The 16,139-nt window shown below is 71.6% G+C and carries 13 protein-coding genes; 2 read left to right on the top strand and 11 right to left on the bottom strand.

Translation table 11 applies throughout. The features are described 5' to 3' along the window. Window positions 1–42: 42 nt before the first annotated feature. Together dnaE and AOM00_RS14120 are read right to left on the bottom strand one after the other, a co-directional pair. Window positions 43–3,585 (bottom strand): DNA polymerase III subunit alpha, encoded by a 3,543-nt coding sequence (gene dnaE, locus AOM00_RS14125; protein WP_062518411.1) that lies wholly within the window; start codon window positions 3,583–3,585, stop codon window positions 43–45. Between the two features lie 75 nt (window positions 3,586–3,660). Next, window positions 3,661–4,296: a hypothetical protein gene (locus AOM00_RS14120; RefSeq protein ID WP_062518410.1), complete on the bottom strand. Its 636-nt coding sequence runs from the start codon at window positions 4,294–4,296 to the stop codon at window positions 3,661–3,663. Between the two features lie 311 nt (window positions 4,297–4,607). On the opposite strand from AOM00_RS14120, the gene hrpA reads away from it, so the two are divergent. Both hrpA and AOM00_RS14110 read left to right on the top strand, forming a co-directional pair. Next, a complete protein-coding gene (hrpA, locus tag AOM00_RS14115; protein ID WP_439644934.1) occupies window positions 4,608–8,819 on the top strand; it encodes an ATP-dependent RNA helicase HrpA in 4,212 nt (1,403 codons plus the stop codon). Between the two features lie 9 nt (window positions 8,820–8,828). Then, window positions 8,829–9,794 carry an alpha/beta hydrolase gene (locus AOM00_RS14110; protein ID WP_082097096.1) on the top strand — a complete coding sequence of 322 codons (966 nt, stop codon included), beginning with the start codon at window positions 8,829–8,831 and terminating at the stop codon, window positions 9,792–9,794. A 19-nt stretch (window positions 9,795–9,813) separates the two neighbouring features. Here AOM00_RS14110 and AOM00_RS14105 read toward each other — a convergent pair whose 3' ends face one another. The 9 genes from AOM00_RS14105 to ftsZ all read right to left on the bottom strand — a co-directional run bounded on the left by AOM00_RS14105 (window position 9,814) and on the right by ftsZ (window position 16,008). After that, window positions 9,814–10,305 (bottom strand): GNAT family N-acetyltransferase, encoded by a 492-nt coding sequence (locus AOM00_RS14105; protein ID WP_062518408.1) that lies wholly within the window; start codon window positions 10,303–10,305, stop codon window positions 9,814–9,816. Continuing rightward, entirely contained in the window at window positions 10,305–11,222 is a 918-nt protein-coding gene (locus AOM00_RS14100; RefSeq protein ID WP_062518407.1) for an RluA family pseudouridine synthase, read from the bottom strand. Before AOM00_RS14100 ends, AOM00_RS14105 begins: the two co-directional genes overlap by 1 nt. After that, complete coding sequence (gene lspA / locus AOM00_RS14095) at window positions 11,215–11,757, bottom strand: signal peptidase II (RefSeq protein ID WP_062518406.1); 543 nt, start codon at window positions 11,755–11,757, stop codon at window positions 11,215–11,217. The genes AOM00_RS14100 and lspA overlap by 8 nt, the downstream gene beginning before the upstream one ends. Next, complete coding sequence (locus tag AOM00_RS14090; protein ID WP_174442345.1) at window positions 11,754–12,206, bottom strand: TraR/DksA family transcriptional regulator; 453 nt, start codon at window positions 12,204–12,206, stop codon at window positions 11,754–11,756. The genes lspA and AOM00_RS14090 overlap by 4 nt, the downstream gene beginning before the upstream one ends. 102 nt (window positions 12,207–12,308) lie before the next feature. Then, window positions 12,309–13,154: a DivIVA domain-containing protein gene (locus tag AOM00_RS15865; protein ID WP_082097093.1), complete on the bottom strand. Its 846-nt coding sequence runs from the start codon at window positions 13,152–13,154 to the stop codon at window positions 12,309–12,311. 100 nt (window positions 13,155–13,254) lie between these two features. Further along, window positions 13,255–13,551, bottom strand: coding sequence for a YggT family protein (locus tag AOM00_RS14080; RefSeq protein ID WP_082097092.1), 297 nt, complete (start codon window positions 13,549–13,551; stop codon window positions 13,255–13,257). Between the two features lie 21 nt (window positions 13,552–13,572). After that, the gene (locus AOM00_RS14075) at window positions 13,573–14,049 is read right to left on the bottom strand and encodes a cell division protein SepF (RefSeq protein WP_062518405.1); all 477 of its coding nucleotides are present in this window, start codon (window positions 14,047–14,049) and stop codon (window positions 13,573–13,575) included. Window positions 14,050–14,106: 57 nt separating this feature from the next. Next, entirely contained in the window at window positions 14,107–14,838 is a 732-nt protein-coding gene (locus AOM00_RS14070; RefSeq protein WP_062518404.1) for a purine nucleoside phosphorylase YfiH/LACC1 family protein, read from the bottom strand. A 6-nt stretch (window positions 14,839–14,844) separates the two neighbouring features. Beyond that, window positions 14,845–16,008, bottom strand: coding sequence for a cell division protein FtsZ (gene ftsZ, locus AOM00_RS14065; protein WP_062518403.1), 1,164 nt, complete (start codon window positions 16,006–16,008; stop codon window positions 14,845–14,847). Window positions 16,009–16,139 lie beyond the last annotated feature (131 nt).

The raw sequence follows: 16,139 nt of genomic DNA, 5'->3' as shown, positions 1-16,139 counted from the left end.
GGCGGGAGGGCTGGTGGGTGAGCGGGAGGGCCGGTGGGTGGGTCAGCCTCCCGCGAGGCAGCTCGGGCCCAGCGCCGCCTTGAGATCGCCGTACAGCGCCGAGGACCGCGCGACGCGGAACTCGTCGCCCAGGCGCATGGTGAGCGGCTGCTCGGGGCCGGTGAGCACCATGCGCACCTCGATCGGTCCGGGATGCGAGCGCAGGATGCCCTTCACCTGCTCCACGAGCGGAAGCGTCACGCGCGTCGCGGGCACCATGATCGCCACCGGCGACGTGTCGGTGACGTTGAGGTTGGGGATCCGCACCTCGACGGCGGAGAACTGGAGCCCTCCGTCGCCGCGCTCGCGGCAGCGCACCTTGATGGCGAGCACGGCATCGTCCGCGAGGTCCCGCGCGTAGGTCTCGTACGTCTTCGCGAAGAACGAGACCTCGGTCTCGCCCGTCATGTCCTCGAGCGTCACGATCGCGTACGGGTTGCCCGACTTCGCGATGCGGCGGTCCACGCGCGTCACCAGGCCCGCGAGCGTGATCTGCGAGCCCTCCTGGACGCCGTTGGCCGGGGTCGCCCCGAGGATCTGATGCGAGGCCTCGGAGCGGATGATGTGGTCGAGGCCCGAGAGCGGGTGGTCCGAGACGTAGAGGCCGAGCATGTCGCGCTCGAGGTTGAGCTTGGTCTTCTTGTCCCACTCCTCGAGCGTGGGGACCTCGACGGTCACTCCCCCGCCCAGGTCCTCGACGTCCGCGAAGAGGTCGAACTGCCCCGTGGCCTCCTGGCGCTTGACGCCCACCACCGAGTCGATCGCCTGCTCGTGCACCGCGTTGAGCGAGCGGCGCGAGTAGCCCATCGAGTCGAAGGCGCCGGCCTTGATCAGCGAGTCGATGGTGCGCTTGTTGCACACCGTCGCGGGCACCTTGTCGAGGAAGTCGGCGAACGACGTGAACGCGCCTTTCTCGGTGCGCGCCTTGACGATCTCGGCGACCACGTTCGCGCCGACGTTGCGCACCGCTGTGAGGCCGAAGCGCACGTCCCCGCCGACGGCCGCGAACGTGCCCTTCGACTCGTTGACGTCCGGCGGCAGCACCGTGATGCCCATGCGGCGGCACTCCGCGAGGTACAGCGCGGACTTGTCCTTGTCCGTGCCCACCGAGGTGAGCAGCGCCGCCATGAACTCCGTCGGGTAGTGCGCCTTCAAATACGCAGTCCAGAAGGACAGGACGCCATAAGCCGCCGTGTGCGCCTTGTTGAAGGCGTAGTCGGCGAACGGGAGCATCGTCTCCCACAGCGCGTTGATCGCCTCGAGCGAGAAGCCGCGCTCGAGCGCGCCGTTCTTGAAGGGCTCGAACTCCTTGTCGAGGATCTCCTTCTTCTTCTTGCCCATCGCGCGGCGGAGCAGGTCGGCCGCACCCAGGGTGTAGCCCGCGACGATCTGCGCGATGCGCTGCACCTGCTCCTGGTAGACGATGAGGCCGTAGGTGATCCCCAGCACCTCCTTGAGCGGCTCGTCCAGCTCCGCGTGGATGGGCACGATCTCCTGGCGGCCGTTCTTGCGCTCCGCGTAGTTGGTGTGCGAGTTCATGCCCATCGGGCCGGGGCGGTACAGCGCGAGCACCGCGGAGATGTCCTCGAAGCTGTCGGGCCTCATCTGGCGCAGCAGCTGGCGCATCGCGTTGCCGTCGAGCTGGAACACGCCCAGGGTGTCGCCGCGCGCAAGCAGGTCGAAGGTGCCGTCGTCCGCGAGCTCGAGGTCCTCGAGGACCAGCGGCTCCTTGCCGTTGTCGACGATGTTCTCGAGGGCGTCGTCGAGGATGGTGAGGTTGCGCAGGCCCAGGAAGTCCATCTTGACCAGGCCGAGCGTCTCGCACGTCGGGTAGTCGAACTGCGTGATGACCGCGCCGTCCTGCTCGCGCCGCATGATCGGGATGATGTCGATGAGCGGGTCCGAGGACATGATGACGCCGGCCGCGTGCACGCCCCACTGGCGCTTGAGGCCCTCGAGGCCCTGCGCGAGCTCGAAGACCTGCTGCGCATCGGGGTCGGTCTCGAGCAGCGCGCGGAAGTCCTGGCCCTCGTGGTGACGCGGGTGCGCGGCGTCGGTGACACCGATCAGGGGCATGTCCTTGCCCATGATCGCCTCGGGGTACGCCTTGGTGAGCTGCTCGCCGAGCGAGAACGGCTTGCCGAGGACGCGCGTCGAGTCCTTGAGCGCCTGCTTGGCCTTGATGGTGCCGTACGTCACGATCATGGAGACGCGCTCCTGGCCGTACTTCTCGGTGACGTACTGGATGACCTCGCCGCGCCTGCGCTCGTCGAAGTCGATGTCGAAGTCGGGCTTGGACTCGCGCTCCGGGTTGAGGAAGCGCTCGAAGTAGAGCTGGTGGACGATCGGGTCGATGTCGGTGATCTTCATCGCGTACGCGGCCATGGAGCCCGCACCGGAGCCTCGGCCCGGACCCACGCGGATGCCGTTGTCCTTGGACCACTGGATGAAGTCCGCGACCACCAGGAAGTAGCCCGGGTAGCCCTTGCCCGCGATGACCTCGATCTCGAAGTTGGCGCGCTCCTGCACATGCGCGGGGATCTCGGGGCCGAACCGCTCGTGGAGGCCCTTCTGGACCTCCTTGACGAACCACGAGTGCTCGTCCTCGCCGGGCGGGCAGTCGAAGACCGGCATGTAGTCGGCCTTGGTGTTGAACTCGACCTCGCACTGCTCCGCGATCGCGACGGTGTTGTGCAGCGCCTCCGGGTAGTCGCCCCAGATGTCCCACATCTCCTCCGACGACTTGACGTAGTAGCCGTCGCCGGAGAACGCGAAGCGCTTGCCGCCCTGGTCGTATGTCGGCTCGTTGAGCGTCGATCCCGACTGGACGCACAGGAGAGCCTCGTGCGCCGTCGAGTCCTCCTTCTTGGTGTAGTGGAGGTCGTTGGTCGCCACCAGCGGCGCGCCGATCGCCTTGGAGATGCGCAGCAGGTCCTCGAACACGCGCTTCTCGATGTCGAGGCCGTGGTCCATGAGCTCGACGTAGTACGAGTCCTTGCCGAAGATGTCCTGGAACTCGGCGGCCGCCTTGAGCGCCTCCTCGTACTGCCCCAGGCGCAGGCGGGTCTGCACCTCTCCCGACGGGCAGCCCGTGGTCGCGATGATGCCCTTCGAGAACCGCTGCAGCAGATCGCGGTCCATGCGCGCCTTGTAGAAGTGCCCCTCGAGGCTCGCGTACGACGCGAGGCGGAAGAGGTTGTGCATGCCGGCGGTGTCGCGCGCCCACATGGTCGCGTGCGTGTACGCGCCGCCCGAGCTGACGTCGTCCGACTCCTGGCCGCGCTCGCCCCAGCGCACACGCGTGCGGTCGCCGCGCGCCGTGCCGGGGGTCAGGTACGCCTCGAGGCCGATGATCGGCTTGACGCCCGTGGACTGCGCCTTGCTCCAGAACTCGTACGCACCGAAGAGGTAGCCGTGGTCGGTGGTGGCGATGGCCTTCTGGCCCAGCCGCTCCGCCTCGCTGAAGAGGTCCCCGATCTTCGCCGCACCGTCCAGCATCGAGTACTCGGTGTGGACGTGGAGATGGACGAAATCCTTGCCGGGCATGGTGATGATTCTAGGAGCCGCCGCCGACAGCGAGGAGACGATGCGCGTCCCGGGTGGCGTGTCGCCGCCCCCGGATCAGTCCGCGCGGACGTACGGGTAGGACGTCTGCTCCTGCGTCATGTACAGACGGTCCTGGTCGACGAAGGCGGAGCCGTCGATCCAGCCCTCCCCGGACGCCGCACCCGCCGGGCAGTAGTACAGCGCCGCGCCGCTCGTGGCGGGGTAGCCGTCGATACCGCCCTCCCAGCACCCGCCCAGGTCGGCGGGGACCGCGTAGTCCGCGGCCGCGAGCGCCGTCGGGTCGCCAGCGGCGATGTACACGTACTCGTCGCCGTCGAACCCGTCCACCTTCACCCGCGGCAGAGCGACCGTCACGCAGGGCTGCTCCCAGCTCGCGGGGGCCGTGGAGCACCAGCGGCCGTCCAAGTCCGTCAGCGCCGGCCCGACGGCGGGCGCCTCCGCCTCGGCGACAGCCGGCTCGGCCTCGGTCGCCGCTCCTGCGGACGTCCCGGCCTCCCCAGGTGCCGCGTCCGCGGGCTCCGCCGCGACCTCGACCGTCGGCAGCGCCGCCGGTGCCTGCGCCGCCCCGGACGGCGTGCCCGCCGTGATCGGCGGCGTGGTGGTCGCGCCCGCCTCCGCCGGTCCCTCGGCGACGAGCGCCGTCTGCGAGGCGCACCCCGCGAGGATCAGCGCCGCCCCCAGCGCAGACAAGCTCGCTACGCCCCGCCTGCCGAACGCTCCACCGTGCGCCCGACCCCCCTGCACCGCCATGATCTCTCCCCCGGATCCGTGGGCGCATCCCGCCCGACAACGAATCTACCGAGGGGCGAAAGGCCTGCATATCCCCCATAAATGGGGGCCAACGCGATGCGCACCACGGTGTCGCGAGCACCGCTGGGCACGTGCCCGCGGCGGCCAGGACGAGCGTCGCCCGCAGGAGGGGCGACGTCGCAGCCGTGCCCGAGGCCGTCCCGACGCCTCCGCGGGTCCTGCGTGCCGGCGGATGTTGGGAGAATGTCCCGGTGAGCGAGCAGACCAGGCCCCGACGCAACCCCCGGCACGGGCGAGGCGGCGGGCGGAGGGACGATGCCCATCGGCCCCGCGTGAGCCGGCGCGCGCTCGAGGCGGCGGCCCGGACGCGCGCCGCCGTCGAGGTCCCCGCGATCGCCTACCCCGCCGAGCTGCCCGTCAGCGCGCGACGCGAGGACATCGCGGCCGCGATCCGCGACCACCAGGTGGTGATCGTCGCGGGAGAGACCGGCTCCGGCAAGACCACGCAGCTGCCCAAGATCTGCCTCGAGCTGGGCCGCGGGCGCGCGGGGCAGATCGGCCACACGCAGCCGCGCCGCATCGCCGCGCGCTCGGTCGCCGAGAGGATCGCGGAGGAGATCGGGACGGAGCTGGGCGGCATCGTCGGCTACCAGGTCCGCTTCACGGACCAGTCGAGCGACACCACCCTGGTCAAGGTCATGACGGACGGCATCCTGCTCGCGCAGATCCAGCGCGATCCCGAGCTGCTCGCCTACGACACGCTCATCATCGACGAGGCGCATGAGCGCAGCCTCAACATCGACTTCCTGCTCGGCTACCTCACGAACCTGCTCCCCCGCCGTCCCGACCTCAAGGTGGTCATCACCTCCGCGACCATCGACTCGTCGCGCTTCGCGCGCCACTTCGCGCAGGGCGGCCCGCTCCCGGACGATGCGGCGGAGGACGATGAGCGCCGCGCCCCCGTGGTGGAGGTCACCGGTCGGACGTATCCCGTCGAGATCCTGTACCGACCGCTCGAGGGCGAGACCAAGGGCGAGGAGAAGGACCTGGTCACCGGCATCGTCGAGGCGTGCGACGAGCTCATGACCTGGGGCGACGGCGACATCCTGGTGTTCCTGTCGGGCGAGCGCGAGATCCGCGACGCCGCGGACGGGCTCGAGACGCACCTGGGCGAACGCGCGCGCGATCCGCGCCACCCGCGCCGCGTCGAGATCCTGCCGCTCTTCAGCCGTCTGAGCGCCGCGGACCAGCATCGTGTGTTCGAGCGCCACAGCGCGCGCCGCATCGTGCTGGCCACGAACGTCGCCGAGACCTCCCTCACCGTGCCCGGCATCCATTACGTGGTGGACCCCGGCACGGCGCGCATCTCCCGCTACTCCAAGGCGACCAAGGTCCAGCGCCTCCCGATCGAGCCCGTCTCGCAGGCGAGCGCACGGCAGCGCTCGGGCCGCGCGGGCCGCCTCGCGGACGGGATCGCGATCCGCCTCTACAGCGAGGAGGACTTCGAGTCCCGCCCCGCCTTCACCGAGCCGGAGATCCTCCGCACCTCGCTCGCGAGCGTGCTGCTCCAGATGATCTCCGTGGGGGTCGTGGAGTCGCCGGAGGACGTCGCGCGCTTCCCGTTCGTCGAGCCGCCGGACACGCGTGCGATCCGCGACGGCGTGCAGCTGCTCGCGGAGCTGGGCGCGATCACCACGCACGACGGCCGCACGGCCCTGACAGCGACGGGGCGCAGCCTCGCGCGCCTTCCCATCGACCCGCGCCAGGCGCGGATGATCGTCGAGGGCGCGCGCCACGGCGTCGCGCGCGAGGTCGCGGTCATCGCGGCGGCCCTCAGCATCCAGGACCCGCGCGAGCGGCCCACGGACAGGCGCGAGGAGGCGGACCTCCTGCATCGGCGGTTCGCGGACCCCGCATCGGACCTGCTGTCCTACCTCAACCTCTGGGAGCACGTCCGCGAGCGCCAGCATGCCCTCTCGGGCAACCAGTTCCGGCGCCTGTGCAGGAGCGAGCACCTCAACTTCCTGCGCGTGCGCGAGTGGCAGGACCTGGTCCAGCAGCTGCGCGAGGCGGCCAAGGGGATCGACATCGGGATGGCGTACCGGAAGCCGTCGCCGGTGGACGATGCGGAGGGCACCGGAGCGCTGAGGCACGTGTGGGACGACGACGCGATCCACCGCAGCATCCTCGCGGGGCTGCTGTCGCAGATCGGCGCGCAGGATGTGCTCCAGCTCAAGGCGAGCTCCTTCTCCCATCTCAAGGGAGAGGCGCGCGCCAAGGAGATGCGGCGGGCGCGCAAGCGCGCGTCCAACGAGTTCGTCGGCGCGCGCGGCATCCGGTTCGCGATCAACCCCGGCTCCCCGCTGTCGAAGAAGCCGCCGGAGTTCGTCATGGCCGCGGAGCTGGTCGAGACGTCGCGGCTGTGGGCGCGCGACGTCGCCCGCATCGACCCCGCATGGGCGGAGGAGCTCGCCGGAGACCTCGCCAAGCGCACCTACTCGGAGCCGCACTGGAGCGCGAGGCGCGGCGCCGCGATGGCCACCGAGAAGGTGCTCCTCTACGGCGTGCCCATCGTCGCGGACCGGCCGGTGCTGTGGGCCAAGGTGGATCGCGAGGACGCGCGCGACCTGTTCATCCGCCATGCCCTGATCCAGGGCGAGTGGACCACGCACCACGGGTTCTGGCGGCGCAACCAGCGCGTCCTCGCGGAGGCCGCGGAGGTGGAGGCACGCTCGCGCACCCGCGGCGTGATCGCGGACGAGGAGACCCTCTACGGCTTCTACGACGCCCGCCTGCCCGAGTCCATCGTGTCCGCGCGGCACTTCGACCGCTGGTGGCAGGGAGCGCGCCGCGAGGATCCTGAGCTGCTCACGCTCACCCTGGAGGAGCTGGTCCCCGAGCACGCCGCCGTCGATCCCGACGCGTTCCCCGAGCGCTGGCCCCAGCTGGACCTCGAGCTCCCGCTCACGTACCAGTTCGAGCCGGGCACCGCGGCGGACGGCGTCACCGCGCACATCCCGGTGGGGGTGCTGCCGCGCGTGGTCGAGGCGGGCTTCGACTGGCTGGTGCCGGGCATGCTCCCCGAGCTGGTCACCGCCACCATCCGCGCGCTGCCCAAGCCCGTGCGGCGCCTGCTGGTGCCGGCCCCGGACGCCGCTCGCGACATCGTCGCATGGCTGGCGACGCACGTGCCGGCGTGGGCGGACGTGGTGCGGGCGGGCGACATGGCGGAGCCCTTCCGCGACGCCTTCGCACGCGCCGTGCGCGAGCTGCGCGACGTGGATGTCCCCGAGGACGCGTGGGACGGGCTCGCCGAGCGCCTCCCCTCGCATCTGCGCATGACGTTCCGGGTGGTCGAGCCGACCGGTCGGGGACAGCGGATCCTCGAGGAGTCCCACGACCTGCTGCTGCTCCAGCGCTCGCTCGCCCCGCGGGCGGAGGCGGCGGTGCGCACCGCGGTGCAGCGCGCCGCCGACGCCGCCTCGCGCGGCAAGGGACGGCCGCATGAGGCGGCGGCCGGCGCGCCCGCGTCGCGCACGGCCGACACGACCACGCCCCGCCCGACGAGCGCCGCTGTCGCCGAGGTGGACCGCCTCGCCTCCTGGCCCGACCTCGACGCGCTCCCCGAGGAGGTCGAGGGGACCGTGCACGGCGTGGTCGCGCGCGGCTACCCGGCGATCGTCGAGGAGCGGAAGGGCGGAGCGCGGGCCGCGCTGCGTGTGCTCGCGGACGCGAGCGAGCGCGACCGCGCCCACGCGGCGGGCATCCGCCGGCTGCTCCTCACCGAGGTCGGCCTGCCCGTCAAGCGTGTCACCACCCGCTGGTCCCCCACCGAGTCGCTCGCGCTAGGCGCCTCGCCGTACCGGTCCACCGAGGCGCTGGTGGACGATCTCCAGCTGGCAGCGGTGACCACCCTCGCGCCCGAGGCAGGCGCGGTGCGCGACCGCGCGGCGTACCTGTCGCTCAGGGATGCGGTCCGGGACGCGTTGGAGGACCAGGTGCTGCAGGTCGCGCGGGAGGCCGCGGCAGCCCTCACGGCCGCACGCGAGCTCGACGTCGCGGTGCGTGCCGCCACCTCGCTGGCGCTGCTCGCGACCCTTCAGGAGCTCCGGGAGCAGTCGGCGGCGTTGGTGGGAGACGGCTTCGTCGCGCGCACGCCGGCGCCTCGGCTCCCGCACCTTGCGCGCTACCTCAAGGCCGCCGCGCATCGTCTGGAGAAGGCGCAGGCCGATCCCTCCAGGGACGCCCAGCTCGCATGGCAGGTGGGGCAGTCGGTCGAGGCCTACGAGACGGTCCGCGCGGCGCATGCCAAGGGCCGGACCGCTCCCGCGACAGCGGCGGCGCTCGAGGACGTCCGTTGGATGATCGAGGAGCTGCGGGTGTCGCTGTTCGCGCAGCGTCTGGGCACCGACGGACCCATCTCCGAGCAGCGGATCCGCAAGGCGCTCGCCGCGATCGGCTAGCGTGCGGTCATGACCGAGACCACCGGCAGCCCCGACGTCCCCCGCACCTCCCCCGCGTGGGAGGCCTGGACCATCCGCGGCGTCGCGGCGCTGGCCGGAGCCGTGGCGCTCGGGATCGTGGCGACCACCTGGGGCGCGGTGGTGCACGGCCACCCCGCGTACGCGATCATGCTCGCGCTCACCGTGGTGCTCGGAGCGCTCACGCTGTGGCGCTGGCGCCGCCCTCGGCGCGCGGGCGGCGCGCCGCTGCTGGTGCTCCGCGTGGTCGGGATCCTCGCGAGCCTCGTGTGGGTCGCGGTGATCGCGTGGCTCCGGCCGTTCCCGGCCACGGAGCCCGCGCTCGCCGCGATGGGGTCCGACACCACGGTCACGGTGACGGAGAGCGCGACGCGCATCGTGATGGAGCCCGCCGGCGGGACCCAGGGCGTCGGGGTGCTCTTCTACCCGGGCGCGCGCGTCGACGCCCGCGCGTACGCCGCGCATCTGCGCCCGTTGGCCGAGGCCGGCCACGAGGTCGTGATCATCAAGGAGCCGCTCGGGATCGCGTTCCTGTCCATGGGCGCGCTCGACGCCGTGGTCGACGACCGCGGCGGACCGTGGGTGGTCGCGGGGCACTCGCTGGGCGGCACGGTCGCCGCGATCGAGGCGGGCGTGACGTACCCGGCGGACCAGGCGTCACCCGTGGCGGGGCTGCTGCTCTGGGCGTCCTACCCCGCCGACGACATCGCGTCGTTCGAGGGCGCCGTCGCCTCGATCTCGGGATCCGAGGACGGCCTCGCGACCCCCACGGACATCGAGGCGTCACGTGCAGACCTGCCCGCGAGCACCATCTTCACGCAGATCGAGGGCGCCGCCCACGCGCAGTTCGGCTCCTACGGCGAGCAGCCCGGCGACGGCGAGCCCACCGTCTCGGACGATGTCGCCCGTGCGCAGATCGTGGCCGGGAGCCTCGCGCTGCTCGACCTGATCGGCTGAGCGCGCTCCGCCGGGCGCGTCAGGGCGCGGTGACGTCCTTGTAGGCGTCGTGGTGCGGGATGCCCTCGTCGAGGTAGCCGTCGCCGTGCGCGACGTAGCCGAGCCGAGCGTAGAACGGCAACGCCTGATCCTGGGCGCTGAGCTCGACGCGCACCCGGCCACCGACGCCGTGGCGCGCGAGCGCCTCCGCCTCGAGCGCCTCCATGAGCACCCGGCCGGCGCCGGTCCCGCGGGCCGCGGCGAGCACCGCGAGGCGGCCGATGTGCGGGGTGGCAGGGTCCATCGCGCCGTGATCGGCGTGGAAGCCGTCCGTGTGCGGGGCCAGCAGGCGTCCGGTGCCGAGCACCGCACCGTCCTCGCCGTGCACGATCACGTGCACCGTACGCGGGTCGTCGTCCTGAGCGTCGCGCTCCATGTCGGGGCTCACGCCCTGCTCCTCGACGAAGACCTCGAAGCGCACGCGCATGGCCTCCTCGAGCTGCGCCTCGGAGCGCACCACGTCGACGCGCATCAGGCGCGCAGGATCTCGAGCGCAGCCGCCAGATCCGCCGGGTAACGGGAGGTCACGCGGACCTCGCCGCCGCGCGTCGGGTGCTCGAACGCGAGCTCGTGGGCATGCAGCCACTGGCGCGACAGACCCAGCCGCTGCGCGAGCGTCGGGTCCGCGCCGTAGGTGAGGTCGCCGGCGAGCGGATGGCGCATCGCGGCCATGTGCACGCGGATCTGGTGCGTCCGGCCGGTCTCGAGGTGGATCTCGAGCAGCGACGCCGCGGGGAACATCTCGAGCACCTCGTAGTGCGTGACCGAGGGCTTGCCGCCCTCGACCACCGCGAACTTCCAGTCCGAGCTCGGGTGGCGGCCGATGGGCGCGTCGATGGTGCCCTCGGTGGGGTCAAGGTGCCCCTGCGCGACGGCGTGGTAGATCTTCTCCACCGTGCGCTCCTTGAACGCGCGCTTGAGCGCCGAGTAGGCGGGCACGGTGCGCGCCACGACCATCAGCCCCGAGGTGCCGACGTCGAGACGATGCACGATCCCCTGGCGCTCGGGCGGCCCGGCCTCCGCGAGGCGATGCCCGGCGCCGGTGAGGGCGCCGACCACGGTCGGGCCCGTCCAGCCGGGCGACGGGTGGGCCGCGACGCCGACGGGCTTGTCGACGACGACGATGTCCTCGTCCTCGTACGCGATCTCGAGCCCGCCGGGGATCACGGGCTCGGGGGCCGCCGGGCGGTCCTCGGGCAGGTCCACGGCGAGGATCCCGTCGGCGAGGCGGTCGGACCGCCCCACGATGCGGCCGTCGAGCATGACGCCGCCGCCGTCCAGGATGTCGGCGACCTTGGTACGGGACATGCCGAGCATGCGCGCGAGCGCCGCGTCGGCGCGCTCCCCGACCAGGGCATCGGGGACGGGCAGGTAACGGGTGTCAGCCACGCTCGGCCGCGCCGTCCGTCGCCACGTCGTCTCCCGCGGGGTCGGGCGTGGCGGCATCGCCCGCGGCCGGCTCGAGGATGGGCTTGGACATCATCGCGGCGATCACGAGCGCGATGGCCGCTCCCACGATCGCGATGTCCGCGACGTTGCCGATGAACATGTCGCCGTAGTTGATCATGTCGACCACGTGGCCCTCGCCGAACGACGGGTCGCGGAACAGGCGGTCGACGAGGTTGCCCAGCGCACCGCCGAGCGCGACGCCGACGAGCACCGCGCTCCACCGCGTCTGCGCGCGACGGCCGTAGACCACGATCGCCGCGGTGACGGCGAGCGCGACGATGGTGAGGATCCACGTCGACTCGTCGCCGAGGCTGAACGCCGCGCCCGAGTTGAACACGAGCTGGAGCGACAGCACATCACCGAGGAGAGGGTGCTCGACGCCCGGGGTGAGGGCGTGCAGCGCCCACTGCTTGGTCGCCAGGTCGGCGACCACCACCCCCGCGGCGCAGAGCCAGAACGCGGGCCTCCAGGTCAACGGCGCTCCTCGCGCTGCTTGCACGTGACGCACAGGTTCGCGCGCGGGAACGCCATGAGGCGCGCCCGGCCGATGCCCTGGCCGCAGGACTGGCACGCGCCGTAACGGCCCGTCTTGATCCGGCGGAGCGCGTCGACGCTCTGCTCGAGCATGTCGCGCGTGTTGTTGACGATCGACATCTCCTGCTCGCGCTCGAGCGCGGTCGACCCGGCATCCGCCTGGTCGTCGCCCGCGCCCTCGGACGTGTGAAGAAGATCGTCGAGCTCGTGCTCGGTCACGCCCAGCTCCGTGACCAGACGCTCGACGTCGGCGTTGAGGACCTCGACGATCTGTCGGAGGTCCGCGATCTTCCAGGCGTCGTCGCCCTCGCGCACGGGAAGCTGCTTGGCATCCGCCGGCTTCAGCTCAGCGGGATCCACCACCACGATGGTCACATCGGTGCTGCTCATGATCGTCCTCGTCTCTGCCTGGTGAAAGGAGGGTAGTCCCCCGCGGGCGACATAGCAAAGCGCCGCGCCCTTCGGCGCGGCGCTCCGCTTTGTCCGTTTGGCTCAGCGCTGCTCGTCGTCGCCCTCGGCGGTGGGGCTCCACGGGTTCTGCGGCGTGTACGGCGTGCCGAACTGCGTCGACTGCGGCTGGTAGGGCGTCTCCGCCACCTTGGGCGTCATGCCCGTGACGGGGGCGAAGCCCTGGGGCTGCTCGGGCTCGGCCGCGGGCTCCTGCTCCTCGGCCTCCTCGGCCTCGACCGGGGCCTCGACCTCGGCCTGCTCCTCGCCGGCGAAGTCCTCCTCGGGCGACTCGATCGCCTCGGCGGCGTCGCCCAGCTCGTCCTCGCCCACGTAGGTCGCGACCGGCGCCGGCGCGGTGCCCTCGGCGTGGTCGAGGTCGCCCAGGAGGTTGCTGAGGTAGCTCTTGAGGCGCGAGCGGTAGTCGCGCTCGAAGCGGCGAAGGTCGTCGATCTTGGTCTCGAGGAGCGAGCGCTCGGAGTTGAGCTCGTCCATGCGGGCCTTGGCGTCGGTCTCGGCGCGCTCGACGATGGACTCGGCCTTGGCCTTGCCCTCCTCGATGAGGCGCTCCTTCTCCTCCTCACCGGCCGCCACGTACTCGTCGTGGAGCTTCTGCGCCATCGCGAGCATGCCGGTCGGCGTGGGCGGGTTCGGGTCGGTCGCGGCCTGGAGCAGCCCGGCATCGGTGCTGGGCTCCGCCGCCGGGGCCGGAGCGGCACCGCCGCCCGCCTCGACCTTGGCCGCGAGCTCGTCGCGCTCCGCGGTCAGCTGGGAGATGGTGGCAGCGACCTCGTCGAGGAAGTCGTCGACCTCGTCCTGGTCGAAACCCTCGCGGTACTTGGTCTTGGAGAAGGCCTTGTTGAGAACGTCTTCGGCGCTGAGCAATGCCATGGCGGCTTCCACCTCTGCCTGATCAGGGCCGGTGTCCCGGCCGAACGGGTATTTCGTCACTGTACCGACATGTGTATCGGCACGCACTTGAGAGAGCGCGTCAGAGCCTGTGCGCGAGGCCCGCGAGGACCTGGTTGAGGATCGACGCGCCGATGAACACGATGAGGAACGCCAGATCGATGCGCACCTGGCCGAGCGACAGCGGCGGCACCACGCGCCGCACCGCCTTGATGGGCGGGTCGGTGACGGTCAGCACTCCCTCGACCGCGACAAGCGCGGCCCCGGCCGGTCGCCAGTCGCGGGCGAACACCATCACGAAGCTGATGATGATCCGCGCGAAGAGCGCGAGCATGAAGAGGAAGAGGACGAACTGCAGCGCGCTCAGGATGACAACCACCCGAGGAGCCTACCGTGAGGGTCAGGCCTGGTTGTAAAAGGCCTGGTCCTGCACGGGCTCCTCGTCGATGCCGATCTCGACGTGAGCCGGCGACAGGAGGAACACCGACGTGGTCACGCGCTCGATCGATCCGTAGAGGCCGAACGACAGACCCGCGGAGAAGTCGACGAGGCGCTTGGCGTCGGCGTCGGTCATCTCGGTGAGGTTCATGATCACGGGCACACCCTGGCGGAAGGCCTCGCCGATCAGGCGCGCGTCGTTGTAGTTGCGCGGCTTGATGGTCTGGATACGACGCAGGTCCTTCGCAGGGGTCGCCGGGGCCTCGGGGTGCGCGGAGCGCGTGCCCTTGCCCTGCTTGGAGGCGTGCGCCTGCTTCACCTCGGAGACGTCGTGCAGGTGGGTCACCGGCGCGAGCTCGGGCTCGGCGTAGTCGTACTCCTCCTGCTCGTTGACATCGAAGCCGAGGTACTGGATCGCCTTGCGCAGTGCGCTCATCATGACCCCCTGGTGGTGGTGCGGTTTGTCGACTTCACGTTAGGGCCGCATCTGTCAAGGTCAGCGGACCGACACGCCGCAGACCACCACCCCGGCGTGCCTGCCGGTGACGCCGTCCCGCCGGTGCGAGAAGTAGCGCGCGTCCTCGTGGGTGCAGATCCGGTGACGGACCACGGCGGAGAAGCCGAGCTCGCCCAGCCGGGTCTCCACCGCGCGGGGCAGGTCGAGCGAGGGCGTTCCCGCACGCGTCACGGCGCGCGCGGTCGGATGACGCGAGGCGACCTCGTCGCGCATCGTCTCCGGCACCTCGTAGCAGCGGCCGCAGATGGCGGGGCCGATGCTTGCGGACAGGCCCTCCCGCACGCGCCGCTGCGCGGGGGTACGGAGGTCGAGCAGCGCGGCGACGGCGGCGTCGACGGCGCCTCGACGCACGCCCTCGCGGCCCGAATGCACGGCGGCGACGGCTCCTGTGAGCGCATCGTGCATGAGGACGGGAAGGCAGTCCGCGGCGATCGCGCCGAGCGCGACGCCCGGCGTGCGCGTCACCAGCACGTCCGCGGGCCCGGGCTCCTCTCCCGGGCGCGTCACCATGGCGACGCGGATCCCGTGCTCCGCCTGGAGGAACGACACGGGCGCGCCGGCGGCCACCGACACGACCGCGCGGTTGCGCGCGACCGCCTCCGGATCGTCACCCACGTGCCATGCGAGGTTGAGGGAGCCGTAGGGCTCCGGCGACGAGCCGCCGGCCCGCGCGGTGAAGAACGCGCGGACCGGCAGCCCTGCGTCGAGCATCCGCTCCTACCGGAGGAACTCGGGCACGTCGAGCGTGTCCGCCGCGGGACGCGTCGGCTGCAGGGGGATCGCATCGGTGGCGGGCGCGGGGTCGACCGCCGCGGGTGCGGCCGGGATGACGTCGGCCTCGATCGGCGCGTCGATGGGCTCGAGCTCCTCCGCCTTGGGCGCGGGGGCGGACTCGATCGATCCGAGCGCACCCGTGTGCGAGCGGTGCGTCGGGGCGCCGCCGTCGAAGCCGGCGGCGATGACCGTGATGCGGAGCTCGTCGCCCAGCGAGTCGTCGATGACGGTACCGAAGATGATGTTGGCCTCGGGGTGCGCCGCCTCGCGCACCAGTCGGGCCGCGGTCTCGACCTCCTTGATGCCGAGGTTGGAGCCGCCCGAGATCGACAGCAGCACGCCGTGCGCCCCCTCGATCGAGGCCTCGAGCAGCGGGGACGCGATCGCGCCCTCGGCAGCCTCGAGCGCACGGCTCTCGCCACGCGCGCTCGCCACGCCCATGAGCGCGGTGCCCGCGCCCTGCATGACGGACTTCACGTCGTTGAAGTCGACGTTGATGAGGCCGGGCGTGGTGATGAGGTCGGTGATGCCCTGCACACCGCCCTGGAGCACCTGGTCCGCGGCGGCGAATGCGCCGAGCACGCTCAGCTGCGCGTCGGAGATGTCGAGCAGGCGGTCGTTCGGGATGACGATGAGGGTGTCGACCTCGTCACGCAGCATCGCGATGCCGTTCTCGGCCTGGTCCGCGCGACGGCGGCCCTCGAAGCCGAACGGTCGCGTCACCACGCCGACGGTGAGGGCGCCGAGCGATCGCGCGATCCGCGCGACCACGGGCGCGCCGCCCGTGCCGGTGCCGCCGCCCTCGCCCGCCGTCACGAACACCATGTCCGCGCCGCGCAGGGCGTCGGCGATCTCGTCCTCGTGGTCCTCGGCGGCCTTGCGCCCCACCTCGGGGTCGGCGCCGGCGCCGAGGCCGCGGGTGAGCTCGCGGCCGATGTCGAGCTTCACGTCCGCGTCGGACATGAGGAGCGCCTGCGCGTCGGTGTTGATCGCGATGAACTCGGCACCCTTGAGGCCGACATCGATCATGCGGTTCACGGCGTTCACGCCGCCGCCGCCCACGCCGACGACCTTGATGTGCGTGATGTAGTTCTGCGGTGCGGCCATGTGCCTGTCCCTTCAACCTTAACCCTCTAGTTGAGAGTTATAGTTATGTCAAGTCGTTCAAGGTCGAAGGTACGGGCGCACGGTGCGAATCGGACCCACGACACGCGCGTGTCGGCGCGATTATCGGCGCG

Source organism: Demequina gelatinilytica (assembly GCF_000971115.1).
GTDB classification, from domain to species: Bacteria; Actinomycetota; Actinomycetes; order Actinomycetales; family Demequinaceae; genus Demequina; species Demequina gelatinilytica.
Note: the sequence above shows the minus strand (reverse complement) of the source record. Positions and strands in the feature narration are given on the sequence as shown.